Source organism: Rhizorhabdus antheiae (genome assembly GCF_049889055.1).
Classification (GTDB): Bacteria; Pseudomonadota; Alphaproteobacteria; order Sphingomonadales; family Sphingomonadaceae; genus Rhizorhabdus.
In genome coordinates, this window is sequence record NZ_JBLTWO010000004.1 from 55,670 (window position 1) to 71,601 (window position 15,932).

A 15,932-nucleotide genomic window follows, 5' to 3' on the forward strand; every position below is an offset into this window, starting at 1 on the left:
CTTCGGACTGGACGGCTTCGACCGGAGCCTGCTGCTGCCCGATCGCCTGCCAGGCGCCAAAGGCGACCAGGCCGCCGAGCGCGACCGCGCCCAGCAGGACCGGCTTCACGGCTTGGCCGCTTCGTCGCTGCCGCCGCCCGACGAGCCACCGGACTTGTTGATGAACTGGCCGACCATGCCCATCAGGTCCATCGCACCCTGCGTGTCGGCGATGGTGTCGCCTTCCTTCAGCGATACGGTGTCACCGCCGGGGATCAGCGAGATGAAGGTCGCACCCAGAAAGCCTTCCGAGGTGATCGCCGCGCTGCTGTCGGCGGGCAGCTTGACCGCCGGATCGAGCGCGAGCTTGACCTTGACCTGATAGCTTTGCGGGTCGAGCGCTTGCTCGGCAACGGTGCCGACTTTCATGCCGGCCACGCGCACGTCGCTGCCGACGTTGATGCCGGTGCTGTTGGGGAAGAAGGCGGTGACGTGGATCGCCCCTGCCTTGGCGCCGCCGCCGGTCGCGCCATAAGCGAACCAGACAAACCAGACGGCGAACAGAATGACGAACAGGCCGACCAGCGCTTCGCCGATATTTTCACGCAACAGCGATTTCATGACTCAGTTCGGGCTCCATGCCTCATAATCGCCGGTCGCCGCCGCTCGGACGCCGCCCCGCTCCAGGGCACCAGACGGACGATAGGCCGCTTCGGTTCCCGTCAGGTTCGGCACCGCCGGCTGCTGCCAGGCGCGGGGCGCGGGCAACTGGTCGGGGGTGAAGTCGGTGCTGTAGTGCAGCCAGCCATGCCATTCGGCCGGCACCCGGCTTGCGTCATTGGCACCGGAATAGATCACCCAGCGGCGGGGGCGACCGTCGGTCGCCTTGCCACCCTCATAATAGACATTGCCCAGCGAGTCTTCGCCGATGCGGGTGCCATTCTTCTTGGTAAAGCGGAGCGTGCCGATCGTGGCGCCGTCCCACCAGGTGAAAATCTTCTTGAGCATGAAGTTCGCTTAGCCTCTGCCGCCCATGCCGTGCAACCGTTTAGACGCTGGACCCCGGCAGCTTGCGCAGGGCTGAACATCGCTGCCGGATTTCGAGATCATTTGCCGGCCCAGGCAACGCGATCACCCTCGACGATGCCATGGCGCGCCGCGCCGCCCCCGGCGATCTCCAGCACGGCCGCGACGGGCTCGCCCGACGGAATCGGGCTCAGATCCTCGGGCACGGCATTGGCGGCGATCCGGGCAATGCTGCCATCCGCACGGATGAAGATCAGGTCGAGCGGAATATAGGTGTTCTTCATCCAGAAGCTGGCGAAGCGCGGCGGGGTCATCGGGAAGATCATCCCGCGATCCTCGGCGAGGCTGGTGCGGTACATCAGGCCCCGGGCCTGCTCTTCGGGGGTACGGGCGACCTCGACGCGGAACGCGACCTTGCCGGCCTTGGTCGCGATGCTGAGCGGCACGGTCGCAGCAGCCGCTTCACCGGCGGCAGCATCGCGCGCGCCAGCTGGCCCGGGCGCACAGGCGGCGAGCAGCATGGCGGCGGCAACAGCGCCGGGCAGACGCAGGGCGCGCATGATCAGTCCGCGATCAATTCGACCGCGAGCGGCCCCTTGCGGCCCTCGGCGATGCGCGCGCGCATCCGAGTCTCAGGCAGCAGATCGGCGAGGCCCGCACGGCGGACCGTCTCCATGTGCACGAAGATATCCTGCACGTCGCCCTCGCGGACGACGAAGCCATAGCCCTTGAGTCGATTGAACCATTTGACCACGACGGGCTCGGGCTCGCCGGCAGTATCGATCAAGGCGGTGGGATCGACGCGGTCGGCATTGCGCTTGGCGACGAGATCGGGATCAGGACCGGTGGCGGTCGACAGATCGATCGCGAGAATGCGGCGCGCCTGCAGGCCGCGGTCGCGGGCGACGACCTCGCAGGCCACGCGCGCGCCTTCGGGCAGGGTGCGGCGGCCATGGTCGCGCAGCACAGAGAAATGGACCAGCACGTCGCCCTTGTCGCCGTCGGTGGCGATGAAGCCGAAGCCGCGGGTGGCGTCGAACCATTTGACCGCCCCCACAACGGTCTCGGCGGGCTCGCCTGCTGACATCGATAGACGTTCTTGGTCGCTGTCCAAGCTGACATCGCGCAACGTCACAGACGCAACTGACTTATCATTCATTGTCGAGATACCCGCTGCTTGACGTGGCAGTTTATCACAGCGCCCCGCTGAAACGAAGCTCTTACGTGCCAGGGCGCCTTCCATCGCTCGTTACGCCGTCGACTTCAATATCCAGTTCGGCCGCGTCCATCGCCAGCACGCGCGCAACGATGTCCATCGGATGCCCGGCCCGTGCCATGGCGGCGACCCAGCGGCGGTGCTCGTCCCGATCCGGCACATGATCGGCATAGGGGCCGATCCGGCGGCGCCGCGCGAAGCACAGCGCGGCGTCCTCGGCTCCGGAGTCGATATCCTCGCGCACCATATCGGTCGTCTCGGCATCGATCCCCGACGCCCGCAATGACGCCACGATCCGCCTGGCACCATAGCCGCGCCGGAGCAGCGACTGCGCGCGCGCATCGGCGAAGGCCCCGTCGTTGACATAGCCGCGCTCGGCAAAGCGCGCGACCATCGCCTCGACCGGCGGCGCCCCCTCCCCCGCCCATCCGCGTTCCCTGAGCTTGCGGCGCAGATAAGCGGTCAGCTTCGCCCGCGTCGTCGCGTAGCGCGCGGCATAATCGAGCGCGGCGCGGGACAGCGTTTCGGCGTCATAAGGACGGGCTTCGCGGGGAGCGGATCGGGGCATACGCCATCTTTGTGCCACAGTCGGGCCGGATTTTGAACGCGTGGCTGGGTGAATGCAGCCAGCTTGTACAGGCCTGTCCGGCGATCGGGCCGCCGCCATGGAGGTGCGTCGATGCTGGAAGGGGCCGAAATCACTTCGGAAAGACAAGGGATCAAGACGAGAATGGCATTGGTGCCGACGCCGACAGTCGATGCGCTGCCGCGCCGCTTCGCCGATTTCGAGACGCTCGGTGAAGCGCTCGACTATGCCGCGAGCGGCGTTCGCGGGCTGAACTTCCATGACGCCCGCGGAACGCTGACGACGCCTTATCCCTTCGCGCAGCTGCGCATCGACGCGCTCGCCAATGCACGGCGCCTGATAGCGGCCGGCATCGCCCCCGGCGACCGCATCGCGCTCGTCGCCGAAACCGGCCCCCATTTCGCAGCGCTGTTCTTCGGCGCGGTCTATGCCGGCGCCTGGCCGGTTCCGTTGCCGCTGCCAACCTCCTTCGGCGGCAAGGACAGCTATATCGACCAGCTGGTCGTCCAGCTGTCGAGCTCCGATCCCCGGATGCTCTTCTATCCTGAGGAGCTGTCCGAAATGGCGTCGGCCGCCGCTGCGCAGCGCGGCGTCGAAGGACTGACCTATGAGGGCTTCGAGACCCGCGACGCGCCAGAGGCTCCGCTGCCGCAGTCGGCCCCGGACGAGATCGCCTATCTGCAATATTCGAGCGGCTCGACCCGGTTCCCGCACGGCGTCGCGGTGACGCATCGCGCGCTGCTCAACAATCTCGCCGCCCATTCGCACGGCATGCTGGTCGAGCCACTCGATCGCTGCATCAGTTGGCTGCCCTGGTATCACGACATGGGGCTGGTCGGCTGCCTGCTCTCGCCGATCGCCAACCAGGTGTCGGCCGACTATCTCAAGACCGAGGATTTCGCCCGCCGTCCGCTGGCGTGGCTCGACCTGATCAGCCGCAACGAAGGAACGACGATCAGCTATTCGCCGACTTTCGGATACGACATCTGCGCGCGGCGCATGTCGAGCCAGACCAAGGCGTCGGACAGGTTCGACCTGTCGCGCTGGCGGCTGGCGGGCAATGGCGCCGACATGATCCGTCCCGACGTGATGCAGTCCTTCGTCGATGCCTTTGCCGAGGCAGGCTTCAAGGCGAGCGCCTTTCTGCCGAGTTACGGTCTCGCCGAAGCGACGCTGGCGGTATCGATCATGCCTCCCGGCGAAGGCATCGTCGTCGAGCTGGTCGAGGAAACCCAGCTGTCGGGCGGCGCCCATAGTCAGGATCGCCCGCGCCGCTTCCGCGCCGTGGTCAATTGCGGCAAGCCGGTCCGCGACATGGCCGTCGAGATTCGCGACGAGGATGGCTCCCCGCTCCCCGAGAAGATGATCGGGAAGCTGTGGGCCAAGGGCCCGTCGATCATGACCGGCTATTTCCGCGACCCGGATGCGACCGACGCCTGCATGGTCGACGGATGGCTCGATACCGGCGACATGGCCTATATGTCGAACGGCTATATCTACATCGTCGGCCGCGCCAAGGACATGATCATCATCAACGGCAAGAACCACTGGCCGCAGGATATCGAGTGGGCCGTGGAGCAGCTGCCGGGCTTCAAGGCGGGCGACATCGCCGCTTTCTCGATCACCACGCCGGGCGGCGAGGAAGCGCCGGCGGTGCTGGTCCAGTGCCGCACCTCGGATCCCGCAGAGCGGACCCGCCTGCGCGACCAGATCCGCGACAAGGTCCGCTCGATCACCGGCATGCATTGCGTGGTGGAGCTGGTGCCACCGCGGACCCTGCCCAAGACCAGCTCGGGCAAGCTGAGCCGGGCCAAGGCACGCAATCTCTATCTGGCGGGCGAGATCCAGGGCTACGACATCGCGGCGTGAGGCCCGGTCGGCCGCCATCGTCGACCGGAGAGCTTGATCCCCGGCGGCCGACCGCTGCAAGGTGGAGCAGCGCGCTCGGCCTGCCCCGATCGACGCTGCGGAGACGATCCCCGATGCGCTTTCGATTGCTGATCTCGTCGCTGCTGGCGCTCGCCGCCACCGCCGCCCAGGCGCTGCCGCTCGATCCGCTGGGCGATCCCGGCCAGTTCCGTCGCGATATCGAGACGATCAACAGCAAGCCGCTGCCCGATGGCGAAGCCTTGGCGCGCGCAGTGGGCGAAGCCGTCGCGTTCGACGCACGGATGCGCGGCCGCTGCCAGCCGAAGAAGCTGCGCATAGGCCCGCTTGCACCCGTCACGCTCGACGGCATGGTCACCGGACTGATCGTCGCCGGCAAGATTGAGAATGGCTGGATCACCTCGGTCGTGCTGGAGGACTGCCCAGCGGGCGACCCGATTCGCATCCTGCTTTTGCGCGACGCCGACGGGACGACCCTGCAGGGCATCTTCGCCGGTCAGGGTGACACGCTCGCCTGGCCGACATTGGCGCGCGAGGCGCTGCGCGCGACAGTGGCGATGGCGGCGCAGCGGCTGACCGCCGAGGATCCCGCCTGTGTGCCGAAGGACCTGACGCCGACCAGCGTGCGGATCACCGGAACCAGCCCCGATCTGGGGCCCGACCAATATGGCATAAGGCTCAAAGGTTCGTGGAGCGAGCTTTGGACCTTCGAACCCTGCGGCCATCGCCTGTCGATCCCGATCGCCTTTCGCACCAATGGCAATGGCGGCGCCTATTGGGATCTCGACCGGGGCGGCGTCCTGTACGTGCGCTGATCCCGCCGATCGACGGACAGCGTCACCGTCTATTGGCTGCAACCCCTTGCGCTTCCATGACCCCACCGCTATGTGCCCGCTTCTCGGACCCGGAGGAGTGTAGCTCAGTTGGTAGAGCATCGGTCTCCAAAACCGAGGGCCGGGGGTTCGAGTCCCTCCACTCCTGCCATTTGAAATGGTCGGTTGGCCGAAGGGTACGAGGTGCGAAAAGAGGTCGGGTCCGCCGGTCGTTAAGGCCGAGAAAGCGGGCAGCGGCCTCTTGTCGCTATTTTGATGTTTTCCCGGATTTTCGAATCGGGGCAGGATAGGCTGGGAACGTGGCGAAGACTTCTCCCGTCGAGTTCATCAATCAGGTGAAGGCCGAGACCCGCAAGGTCGTCTGGCCGAGCCGGAAGGAAACCGTGACGACCACCATCATGGTGGGCATCATGACGACGGTCCTCGCCTTGTTCTTCTTCGGGGTCGACCAGTTCTTCTCGGCGATCGTGAAGTTCCTCCTGTCCCTGCTGGGCTAAGAAACGGAGACGTTGGCGTTCATGGCGCGCTGGTACATCATTCACGCCTATTCGGGCTTCGAGAACAAGGTCCGCGAAGCGATCCTGGCCGATGCCTCGCGCCTGGGCCTGGAACAGCTCGTCGAGGCCGTCGAGGTTCCGACCGAGAAGGTCACCGAAGTCCGCCGCGGCAAGAAGATCACGTCGGACCGGAAGTTCTTCCCCGGCTATGTGCTGGCGAAGCTCAGCATGAACGACGACGTCTATCACCTCGTCAAGAACACCCCGAAGGTGACCGGCTTCCTCGGTTCGTCGGGCAAGCCGCAGCCGATCAGCGAGGCTGAGGCCGCCCGAATCCTGAACACCAAGGAAGAGGCCGCCGCCGCCGCACCGAAGACCAAATTGCGCGTCGACTATGAGATCGGCGATCAGGTCAAGGTGCTCGACGGTCCGTTCGCGAGCTTCAACGGCGTCGTCGAGGAACTCGACTTCGACCGCAGCCGCGTCAAGGTTTCGGTGTCCATCTTCGGCCGCGCAACCCCGGTCGAGCTCGAATTCGAGCAGGTCGAGCGCGCCAAATGATTTCGGAGTGCCGGCTTGCGCCGGTGCGTCCACCCTGTTCCGGAGCGATCCGGGAGGGCGCCTTCGAGGCGCCCGACGTCGCGGGAGAGGGCTTCGGCCTTCGCAGGAACCGCTAAACTTGAACGGTCGGATTGCGGGATCGGTGCTGGCACCCTTCCACCACGCACACCGGCCAACACAGAGTGAGTGAGACATGGCAAAGAAGATTACGGGCTACATCAAGCTCCAGGTGCCCGCTGGAAAGGCGAATCCGTCGCCGCCGATCGGCCCCGCGCTCGGTCAGCGTGGCGTCAACATCATGGACTTCTGCAAGGCGTTCAACGCCCAGACCGGTGACCAGGAAGTCGGCACCCCGCTGCCGACCGTCATCACCGTCTATGCGGACCGTTCGTTCAGCTTCGTCACCAAGACCCCGCCGGCCAGCTATCTGCTGAAGAAGGCTGTCGGCCTGAAGTCGGGCTCGAAGGAGCCGGGCAAGGCGACCGCCGGCAAGATCAAGCGCTCGCAGCTGTCCGAGATCGCCCAGATCAAGATGAAGGACCTCAACGCCAACGACATCGACGCGGCGACCCGCATCATCGAAGGTTCGGCCCGCGCGATGGGCCTCGAAGTGGTGGAGGGCTGAGATCATGGCCAAGCTGAGCAAGAAGCAGAAGAACCAGCAGGCGTCGGTCGACAGCCAGAAGCTGTATGGCATCGATGAGGCGATCACCCTCGCCAAGCAGAACGCGACTTCCAAGTTCGACGAGACCATCGAGGTCGCGCTGAACCTGGGCGTCGACCCGCGCCACGCCGACCAGATGGTCCGCGGCGTCGTCACACTGCCGAAGGGCACCGGCAAGGACGTCCGCGTCGGTGTGTTCGCCCGTGGCGCCAAGGCCGACGAAGCCAAGGCCGCCGGTGCCGAAGTCGTCGGCGCCGAAGATCTGCTCGAGCAGATCCAGGGCGGCACGGTCGATTTCGACCGCTGCATCGCGACCCCGGACATGATGGGTCTGGTCGGCCGTCTCGGCAAGATCCTGGGTCCGAAGGGCCTGATGCCGAACCCGAAGCTGGGCACCGTCACGATGAACGTCGCCGAAGCCGTCAAGGCGGCCAAGGGCGGCCAGGTGGAGTTCCGCGTCGAGAAGGCCGGCATCATCCACTCGGGCATCGGCAAGGCGAGCTTCCCGGCCGAGGACCTGCGCGCGAACTTCGACGCCTTTGTCGACGCCATCGTCAAGGCGAAGCCGTCGGGCGCCAAGGGCAAGTATCTGCGCAAGGCCGCCGTCAGCTCGACGATGGGCCCGGGCGTCAAGATCGACGTCGCGGAGGTCGCGGGCGCCTGATCGCCAGCGACGTCCAGAGAACCGGAAGGGGTCGGGAGCAATCCCGGCCCCTTTTTCGTTGCGCGGCCGACAGACCCTAGACCTTCGTCTAAGATTCGATTGCAAAACAGGATGCGGAATTAGCGCCCCCTTAAGCCCCCCGATGCAACTCCGGTCCCAGCCCCCGGACATTCCCCTGTGCCCGGCGGCACCCAATTTACGTGATGGAGACGTGCGTGGCTCAGGACTTGGGCAAAATCGAAAGCTGGGTGACCAGCCGGGCTCTGGGAGAGAGGCTGTCGCTGCAGACGCGGGCGACGCTGATTTCCAGCCTGCTGATCATGCTGGCGATCATCGGCGGTTCGCTGCTGAGCCTCCAGATGATCAGCGAGGATGGTCATGTATCGAATCAGGCGCTGTCCTCAGCGTTGCTCGAAAAGGATTTCGCGTCGCTCGAGCGCGACGTGTTCCGCAATGCGCTGGTCCGTTCCGAGGAAAGCCGCGGCGATGTGGTGACCAACCTGTCCGACATGTCGAAGGCGATCGCAGCCGTGCGCGCCGATTCGGACGAGGCCGACCTGCCGCTGATCGACGCGATCACCGCCGCGCAGACCAAATATTCGTCGCTGGTTTCCACCTCGATGGAAAATGGCGGACCGAATCCCGCAGAGCTTGCCGCGATCATGGCCGCCGGCAACAAGGTGGACGACTCGATCGAGGCGATCCGCAACCCGATCATCGCCCGTGCCGAGGCGATTGCCGCCAAGCAGATGGCGCTGGCCTTCGTCACCATGGCGCTGACCGCGCTGATCGCGCTCGGCGGCGGCTGGCTGGCTTACAAGATCGCCCGTTCGATCCGCACCAGCGTCGGCGAGGAGCTGGCCGAGGTCAGCGGCGTCATGACCCAGATCACCAACGGCCGTTACGACGTGACCGTGCGCCATTGCGAGCGCGGTGACGAGATCGGCGACCTGTCGCGGGCTGCCGTCCGCCTCCGCGACGCCAGCCGCGAGCGCGATGAGGCCGAGCAGGCGCTGCGCAACATGATCGACATTGTCGGCAGCAATCTGCGCCAGCTGGCCGATGGCGACCTGCGCGTCGTCCTGCCGCCGCTCGGCTCGGGCTATGAGACGCTGCGCGACGACTTCAATCGCACCATCGCCGCGCTGCACGACGCCATGGCCGAAGTCGCCCGTTCGGCCGAGTCTATCCATGTCGGTTCGTCCGAAATCAGCCGCGCCACGATCGATCTGGCGCAGCGTTCCGAGCAGCACGCCGCCGAACTGGCCGTGACTGCGGAGACCATCTCGGGCGTGACCGCCGCCGTCGGCGCGACCTCGAACCGCACCGCCCAGGCCGACGACTTCGTCCGCTCGGCGGTCCGCGAGGCCGATGCAGGCTCCGAAGTGGTGCAGCGCGCCGTCAGCGCGATGGCAAACATCGAAAAGTCGACCGCCGAGATCGGCCAGATCATCTCCGCGATCGACGCGATCACCTTCCAGACAAACCTGCTGGCACTCAACGCCGGTGTCGAGGCGGCACGTGCCGGTGAAGCCGGCAAGGGCTTCGCAGTCGTCGCCAACGAAGTCCGCGCGCTCGCTCAGCGCTCGGCCGACTCGGCAGCCGACATCCGCGCGCTGATCGACACCAGCGTGACGCAGGTGGCGTCGGGCGTCGAAATGGTCCGCCAGGCCGGTACCGCCTTCGACAGCATCGGATCGCGCATCCGCGAGATAACGACGATCGTGTCGGAGATCAGCGAGAGTGCCGCCGATCAGGCCGCCAAGCTGTCGAGCAGCAACAAGGTGATGGCCGGCATGGATGGCGTCACCCAGCAGAATGCGGCGATGGTCGAGGAGAGCACCGCCTCGGTCCGCCAGCTGGCCGACGAAGCCGATACGCTGGCCGAGCTCGTTACCCGCTTCCGCCTGCGTGAGGCCGAAAAGAAGGCCCGGATCGTTACGCCAATGGCTCCGGTCGCCGCCCGTGCACCGGCAAGGGCCGCCAGCCGTCCGGCGGTGAGCGGCAATCTCGCCCTGCGCGATGAACAGGACTGGGCCGGCTTCTGACGCCTTCTGGCCAGACGGCGTCGTCCCGAGGGGGCGGTCGGAGCGATCCGGCCGCCCTTTTCCGTGTCGGGATACTTGACAGGAACGACAGGGCATTAACCAGCCGCTGCCGCACTTCCCCCGGAAATACGCGCTTTCCAGGATTTGGCACGCTTCTGGCTTAACGATTGAAGAACCCGTTTCGGCTCGTCGCGAGGGCAGTGCGGGGGAAGGAGAACCGATCGTGGGTATCGCAGTCCGGGGGGTTTTTGCGGTGCTCGCAGCGGTCGCTCTCGCTTTCCCCGCCATGGCCCAAGCCGAGACGGTTTCGGATTGGCTGGAGTATGTACCCCAGCCGAGTGCGTTGATTTTGCTTCTGGTCGCGGTCGCCGGCGTGCTGGTGGGGCGCATTGCAAGCCGCCGGCGGCGCGACCCCTGAAGCGAAGTCCCGGTAGTGTTCACCAGTATAGTGTCGAGTGGATTTGCGTACGAGTTTGCTTTTTCCCCTGTAGCGTTGCGCGGCGTGTTCGGCCCCCGTCCGCCCTTCCCCGAGATACTCGGCGAACGGCAGGCGGGGGCCGTGCCGTGTTCGGCGCCCGCGCTTCGACATTGACCTGACGCGCCTGCCGGGCTTTGAAGCGCGGTATGACCTCGACACTCCACACGCTCGAATCGACCATCGCCGCCCGGCGCGGAGCCGACCCGTCTGCGTCCTATGTCGCCTCGCTGTTCGGCAAGGGGCTGCCGAAGATCGCGCAGAAGCTGGGCGAGGAGGCGGTCGAAACCGTGATCGCCGCGCTACAGGGCGACTCGAAGGCCGTCATCGGAGAGGCTGCCGACCTGCTGTTCCACCTGCTCGTCCTGCTCAATGAGACCAAGGTGCCGCTGTCGGATGTCCTTGCCGAGCTCGAGCGGCGCGAGGGACTGTCCGGGCTGGCCGAAAAAGCCGCCCGCACAGCCTGAATGACCGGAGATACCGATGCCCATCGATGCGACCCAGCCCTATGACGACGGCAACATCTTCGCCCGGATCCTGCGCGGCGAGCTGCCGTCGAAGACCGTCTATGAGGACGAGTGGGCGCTCGCCTTTCACGATATCAACCCGCAGGCGCCCCTGCACATCCTGGTGATCCCCAAGGGACGCTATGTGTCGTGGGACGATTTCAGCGAGCGCGCGAGCGAAGCGGAGATTGCCGGATTTATCCGGGCCGTCGGCAAGGTCGCGCGGGATGCCGGCCTGCCCGCGCCGGGCTATCGCCTCCTCGCCAATGTCGGCGGGCACGGGCATCAGGAGGTTCCCCACCTCCACGTCCACATCTTTGGCGGCCGTCAAATGGGCGCGATGCTGCCCCGCTGAACGATCGGAGCCGGCCCCACACTGGCCGGATCACTGGACATGTTCGTCGAGCCACAGCGCATGGGCGTCGATGCGCAGCCGCGTGATCGCGCGATGCGCCTCGGCGCGGGCCTCGATCTCGGCCCGCCGCGTCTCTCGCGCCTGACGGCGTGCGTAGAGCAGATCGGCCAGATCGACATGGCCGAGCGCATTGCCCTGTTCGGTGCGCCCGGCGGCGGCGTCCGCTGCAGCAGCAGCCTTCTCCATCTCGATCCAGGCGGCATGCCGACTGCGTGCGCCGGACAGATCCGCGCTCGCGGTCGCCTCGACCGACCGCTGTACCGCCGACAGCTCGAAACGGGCGGCATCCGCCTCCGCTCCCGCCTGGTCCGCGACCGCCCGCCGGTGACCGCCGCCGAGCGGGATCGACGCGACGACGCCGGCGCCGCGCTCCATCCCGCTGCGCTCGCTGAACATCCGCACACCGAAGGAGGGATCCGCCACGCGGTCGGCCCGCGCGCGACGCGCCAGCACGTCCATGCGCATCGCTTCGCGGTCGGCCGCGACGATCTCGTGGCTGTTCTCGACAACCTTATCGCGCAGGCGATCGAGCCCGCCGTCGGGTAGCTCGGGCACAGCCAGCGGCGGCGGTTCCTCGCCCATCACGAGGTCGGGGAAATTGGCGGCCAGCTTCGCCCGCGCCTGCTCGCGCTCGGCGAAGGACGCCGCGGCCTGTGCCTCGATCTGGCCGAGCGCGGCGACCGCCTGATCGACTTCCAGATCGGAGGCATCGCGGAGCCGTCGGCGCAGGCGAACGGCATCGACAGCCTTGCGCGCGAGCACCGCGCTGTCGCGATCGTTGCGATGCAATTCGCCCGCTGTCAGCCAGTCATACCAGAGCGTCGCCAGCTCAAGTGCCGTCTGGTGGCGCACATCCTCCATCCGGTTTTCGGCGACATCGACGCCGAGATTGCCCGCAGTGCGGTCGAGCCCCGCCTTGCCCGGCAGTCGGAACGGCCGACTTACGGTTACGTCGAACTCGTCATAGCCGCCCTCGCGATCGACGCTGCGGCGGATATAGCTGCCGTTGACGACCGCTTCCTGCGTGCCGCGCCGAAGCGCTACGCCCTGCGCGCGCGCCGCCTCCAGCCTCGCGCGGGCCGCCGCGACGGTGGGGTGGCCGTCGAGTGCAGCGAGAACCTGGGGCGTCGGCGGCAGGCTGGATGCCGCGAGTGCGGGCCGCGAAAGCGCGGCGACCACCCAGACCGATGCCAGAAGGCGAACGATCCTCATCCGATTCTCCCTCGCGCCGCAATCGGGGTGGCGAACCAGCGGACCGGCCAGCGACGGCGCGCGCTCTCGACCGTCGCGACCAGCGAGGCGGCCGCTTTTTCGTCGACAACCAGCTCGACCGCGCTGCGCCGGAGCGTCGCCAGCACCTGCTCGCCGGTCCCGGCATCGCTGAAGTCGCGGCCGAGGACGCGCTCGTCGCGCAGGTGAACCGGCGCCTGGGCGACAGCGCGCAGCGCCTCGGCGATCGCCTCGGCATCGGCCGACGCACAATGGAAGCAGAGCAGCACCTCAGCCACGGGCAGCCTCCGCGCGGCTTTCGCCGAATCGTTCGTAGAGCATGGGCAGCAGGATCAGGGTCAGCAGGGTGGAGGTGACGAGGCCGCCGATCACCACGATCGCCAGCGGGCGCTGAATCTCGGACCCGGGCCCCGTCGCGAAGAGCAGCGGCACCAGCCCGAAGGCGGTGATGCTGGCGGTCATCAGCACCGGGCGCAGCCGTCGCTCCGCACCCAGGCGAACCGACTGCGCGATGGGCAGGCCTTCGTCGCGCAGCTGGCGGAAATAGGCGACCAGGACGAGCCCGTTGAGGACCGCGATGCCGAGCAGGGCAATGAAGCCGACCGAAGCGGGGACCGAGAGATATTCGCCCGACGCCCACAGGCTGACAATGCCACCCACCATCGCGAAGGGGATGTTGAGCAGGATGATGATCGCCGCCCGCAATGAGCGAAGCGTGCCGAGCAGCACCCCGAAGATCAGCAGCAGCGCGCCCGGCACGACCAGCGCGAGCCGGGCAGAGGCGCGTCGCTGATTCTCGAACTGGCCACCCCAGACGATGCGATAGCCGTGCGGCAAGGTCACCTTTGCCGCGACCGCAGCTTGCGCGTCGTCGACATAGCCGACAAGGTCGCGGCCCGAGACGAACGCCTGAACGAGAGCGAAGCGCGATCCATTTTCATGGTCGAGCTTGACCGGCCCCTCCGCGCGCTCGACTTTGGCCATGTCACTGACGCGGGCGAGCGTCCCTTCGGGCGTGTGCAACTGGAGGTCGGCGAAGCGGGCCGGATCGGCGCGCAGGCTCTCGTCGCCCCGGATCAGGATCGGCACGCGCTTCTGCCCTTCGGCGACCACCCCGGCGCGGACGCCCTCGACCTGCGCGCGCAGCGAGTCCTGCAGCTGGTCGATCGGCATGCCGAAGCGGCCGGCAGCGGCACGGTCTATGTCGAGGCGCAGATAGTCGACGTTGGAATTGGCGACGGTCATCACCTCGGACGCGCCGTCGATCCCGGACAGGACGTGCTGCACCTGCCCGGCCAGATCGGCGAGCGTCGCGAGATCGGGACCGAAGATCTTCACCGCCAGGTCGCCGCGCGCACCGGTGAGCATTTCCGACACGCGCATCTCGATCGGCTGGGTGAAGGTCGGTTCGATCCCCGGCAGCCCTTCCATTGCCTTGCGCATCTCGGCGAGGACGAAGTCCTTGTCGCCACGCCATTCCGAGGCGGGCTTGAGCCGGATGAAATTGTCGGTTTCGTTGGGCCCCATCGGATCGAGCCCGATTTCGTCCGACCCGACGCGTGCGATCACCTCGCTCACTTCGGGAATGGCCTTCAGCGTGCGGCCGACGAGCAGATCGTCGCGCACCGACTGGTCGAGGCTGATCGAAGGGAGCTTGCTCGTCTGGACGATCATCGAGCCCTCGTCCATCGTCGGCATGAAGGTTTTGCCGACGGCGCCATAAGCGATGCCCGCGACCACCAGCCCCGCCCCCGACAGCGCATAGACCAGCCGCCGTCGCGCGAAGGCCGCCTCCAGCAGCGCATGGTAGCGCGGGTTGAGCCAGCGCATGATCCAGGGCTCGCCATGATAACCGCTTCTGAGCCCATAGGAAGACAGCACCGGCACCAGCGTCAGCGCGAGCAGCAGCGACCCCGCCAGCGCGAACACGATGGTGAGCGCGACGGGGGCGAACAGCTTGCCCTCCAGCCCCTGCAGTGAGAGCAGCGGCAGGAAGACCAGCGCGATGATGACGATGCCGGCCGTGACCGGCACGATCACCTCGGCGGTGGACCGGAAGACGAGGTTGAGGCGCGGGTGCCCCTCGTCATGCTCGCGGCCCAGCCGCTCGACGATATTCTCGACCACCACGACCGCGCCGTCGACGAGCATCCCGATCGCGATGGCGAGCCCGCCCAGGCTCATCAGATTGGCGGACAGGCCCATGCCGCGCATGAACAGGAAGGTGATCAGCGCCGCCATCGGCAGCGTCACCGCGACGATCGCCGCCGCGCGCCAGTCGCCGAGGAACAGGATCAGCAGGATGACGACGAGGATCGTCGCCTCGATCAGCGCCTTTTCGACCGTGCCGACCGCGCGTCCGATCAGGTCGGAGCGATCGTAGAAGACGTCGAGCCTGGCCCCGGCCGGCAGAGCGCGCTCGACCTCCGCCAGCCGCTCGCGGACGCCGTCGACCACCTGCCGGGCGTCGGCACCACGCAGGGCGATCACCAGCCCCTGCACCGCTTCGCTCTCGCCGTCCTTGGTGACCGCGCCATAGCGTGTGAGGCTGCCCATGCCGACGGCGGCGACATCGCCGAGCCTGACGATCCGGCCGTTGCGACTGGCGACGACCATCGAAGACAGGTCCTCGACCGAGGCGATCGCGCCGACCGACCGCACGATCAAGGCCTCCTCGCCGCTGGTCAGCCGGCCAGCCCCATCATTGCGGTTACCGCGCTCTATCGCGGCGCGCAGTTCGTCGATCGACAGGCCCGCGCTCGCCAGCGCGACCGGATCGGGACGCACCTCGAAGCTGCGGACGAAGCCGCCCAGCGCATTGACGTCGGCGACGCCGGGCACGGTGCGCAGCGCGGGGCGGATCGTCCAGTCGAGCAGGTCACGCTTCTCTTGCAGCCCCAGCGGCCCTTCGATCGTGAACATGTAGATGTCGGACAAAGGCGTGGAGATCGGAGCGAGGCCGCCGCTGACGGCGTCGGGCATATCGGCAAGGACACCGCCCAGCCGCTCCGCCACCTGCTGGCGCGCCCAATAGATGTCGGTGCCATCGGCAAAGTCGATCGTGATATCGGCGATCGCATATTTGGCGGTCGAGCGCAGGATCGCCTGACGCGGGATGCCGAGCATCTCAATCTCGATCGGCGCGATCACCCGGCTTTCGACCTCTTCCGGGGTCATGCCGGGGGCCTTCAGGATGATCTTGACCTGGGTCTGGGCGATGTCGGGATAGGCATCGACCGGCAGCGTCGAAAAGGCCCAGCCGCCGAGGCCGGCCGTGACGAGCGCCAGCATGAGGACCAGCAGGCGATAGGACAGCGCCTGCGCGACGAGCGAGCGAAGCATCGA

General features: G+C 67.0%; 18 protein-coding genes and 1 tRNA gene. 11 read left to right on the plus strand and 8 right to left on the minus strand.

Annotated elements, in window-relative coordinates; translation table 11 throughout:
* Window positions 1–105: 105 nt before the first annotated feature.
* The 5 genes from mlaD to ACNI3R_RS09495 form a co-directional block, all read right to left on the minus strand.
* Complete coding sequence (gene mlaD, locus ACNI3R_RS09475; protein ID WP_426182471.1) at window positions 106–600, minus strand: outer membrane lipid asymmetry maintenance protein MlaD; 495 nt, start codon at window positions 598–600, stop codon at window positions 106–108.
* 3 nt (window positions 601–603) lie between these two features.
* Window positions 604–987: an NADH:ubiquinone oxidoreductase subunit NDUFA12 gene (locus ACNI3R_RS09480; protein WP_296618922.1), complete on the minus strand. Its 384-nt coding sequence runs from the start codon at window positions 985–987 to the stop codon at window positions 604–606.
* 98 nt (window positions 988–1,085) lie between these two features.
* Window positions 1,086–1,565 (minus strand): DUF192 domain-containing protein, encoded by a 480-nt coding sequence (locus tag ACNI3R_RS09485; protein ID WP_426182474.1) that lies wholly within the window; start codon window positions 1,563–1,565, stop codon window positions 1,086–1,088.
* Between the two features lie 2 nt (window positions 1,566–1,567).
* Window positions 1,568–2,092, minus strand: a complete 525-nt coding sequence (locus tag ACNI3R_RS09490; protein ID WP_426182476.1) for a cold-shock protein — start codon at window positions 2,090–2,092, stop codon at window positions 1,568–1,570.
* A 133-nt stretch (window positions 2,093–2,225) separates the two neighbouring features.
* The gene (locus ACNI3R_RS09495) at window positions 2,226–2,789 is read right to left on the minus strand and encodes a regulatory protein RecX (protein ID WP_426182479.1); all 564 of its coding nucleotides are present in this window, start codon (window positions 2,787–2,789) and stop codon (window positions 2,226–2,228) included.
* 162 nt (window positions 2,790–2,951) lie between these two features.
* On the opposite strand from ACNI3R_RS09495, the gene ACNI3R_RS09500 reads away from it, so the two are divergent.
* The 11 genes from ACNI3R_RS09500 to ACNI3R_RS09550 all read left to right on the plus strand — a co-directional run bounded on the left by ACNI3R_RS09500 (window position 2,952) and on the right by ACNI3R_RS09550 (window position 11,297).
* Window positions 2,952–4,676, plus strand: a complete 1,725-nt coding sequence (locus ACNI3R_RS09500; protein WP_426182481.1) for a fatty acyl-AMP ligase — start codon at window positions 2,952–2,954, stop codon at window positions 4,674–4,676.
* 113 nt (window positions 4,677–4,789) lie between these two features.
* On the plus strand, window positions 4,790–5,509 hold the full coding sequence (locus ACNI3R_RS09505; RefSeq protein WP_426182484.1) for a hypothetical protein: 720 nt from the start codon (window positions 4,790–4,792) through the stop codon (window positions 5,507–5,509).
* A 93-nt stretch (window positions 5,510–5,602) separates the two neighbouring features.
* Window positions 5,603–5,678: transfer RNA gene (locus ACNI3R_RS09510), tRNA-Trp, on the plus strand.
* Window positions 5,679–5,826: 148 nt separating this feature from the next.
* Window positions 5,827–6,024: a preprotein translocase subunit SecE gene (secE, locus tag ACNI3R_RS09515; RefSeq protein WP_426182486.1), complete on the plus strand. Its 198-nt coding sequence runs from the start codon at window positions 5,827–5,829 to the stop codon at window positions 6,022–6,024.
* A 21-nt stretch (window positions 6,025–6,045) separates the two neighbouring features.
* The gene (gene nusG, locus ACNI3R_RS09520; protein ID WP_426182489.1) at window positions 6,046–6,585 is read left to right on the plus strand and encodes a transcription termination/antitermination protein NusG; all 540 of its coding nucleotides are present in this window, start codon (window positions 6,046–6,048) and stop codon (window positions 6,583–6,585) included.
* Window positions 6,586–6,778: 193 nt separating this feature from the next.
* Window positions 6,779–7,210 carry a 50S ribosomal protein L11 gene (rplK, locus tag ACNI3R_RS09525; protein WP_165323192.1) on the plus strand — a complete coding sequence of 144 codons (432 nt, stop codon included), beginning with the start codon at window positions 6,779–6,781 and terminating at the stop codon, window positions 7,208–7,210.
* A gap of 4 nt (window positions 7,211–7,214) precedes the next feature.
* Window positions 7,215–7,913 (plus strand): 50S ribosomal protein L1, encoded by a 699-nt coding sequence (gene rplA / locus ACNI3R_RS09530; protein WP_426182493.1) that lies wholly within the window; start codon window positions 7,215–7,217, stop codon window positions 7,911–7,913.
* A gap of 215 nt (window positions 7,914–8,128) precedes the next feature.
* A complete protein-coding gene (locus ACNI3R_RS09535; RefSeq protein WP_426182496.1) occupies window positions 8,129–9,961 on the plus strand; it encodes a methyl-accepting chemotaxis protein in 1,833 nt (610 codons plus the stop codon).
* Between the two features lie 223 nt (window positions 9,962–10,184).
* Window positions 10,185–10,379 carry a hypothetical protein gene (locus ACNI3R_RS09540; protein ID WP_426182499.1) on the plus strand — a complete coding sequence of 65 codons (195 nt, stop codon included), beginning with the start codon at window positions 10,185–10,187 and terminating at the stop codon, window positions 10,377–10,379.
* Window positions 10,380–10,585: 206 nt separating this feature from the next.
* Complete coding sequence (locus ACNI3R_RS09545; RefSeq protein WP_426182502.1) at window positions 10,586–10,903, plus strand: phosphoribosyl-ATP diphosphatase; 318 nt, start codon at window positions 10,586–10,588, stop codon at window positions 10,901–10,903.
* Window positions 10,904–10,919: 16 nt separating this feature from the next.
* On the plus strand, window positions 10,920–11,297 hold the full coding sequence (locus ACNI3R_RS09550) for a histidine triad nucleotide-binding protein (protein ID WP_426182505.1): 378 nt from the start codon (window positions 10,920–10,922) through the stop codon (window positions 11,295–11,297).
* A 30-nt stretch (window positions 11,298–11,327) separates the two neighbouring features.
* Here ACNI3R_RS09550 and ACNI3R_RS09555 read toward each other — a convergent pair whose 3' ends face one another.
* The 3 genes from ACNI3R_RS09555 to ACNI3R_RS09565 are packed head-to-tail and all read right to left on the minus strand — an operon-like array spanning window position 11,328 to window position 15,929.
* Entirely contained in the window at window positions 11,328–12,569 is a 1,242-nt protein-coding gene (locus tag ACNI3R_RS09555; RefSeq protein ID WP_426182508.1) for a TolC family protein, read from the minus strand.
* Window positions 12,566–12,865 carry a DUF3240 family protein gene (locus tag ACNI3R_RS09560; protein ID WP_426182511.1) on the minus strand — a complete coding sequence of 100 codons (300 nt, stop codon included), beginning with the start codon at window positions 12,863–12,865 and terminating at the stop codon, window positions 12,566–12,568. The genes ACNI3R_RS09555 and ACNI3R_RS09560 overlap by 4 nt, the downstream gene beginning before the upstream one ends.
* Window positions 12,858–15,929, minus strand: coding sequence for an efflux RND transporter permease subunit (locus ACNI3R_RS09565; protein ID WP_426182514.1), 3,072 nt, complete (start codon window positions 15,927–15,929; stop codon window positions 12,858–12,860). Before ACNI3R_RS09565 ends, ACNI3R_RS09560 begins: the two co-directional genes overlap by 8 nt.
* Window positions 15,930–15,932: the final 3 nt, after the last annotated feature.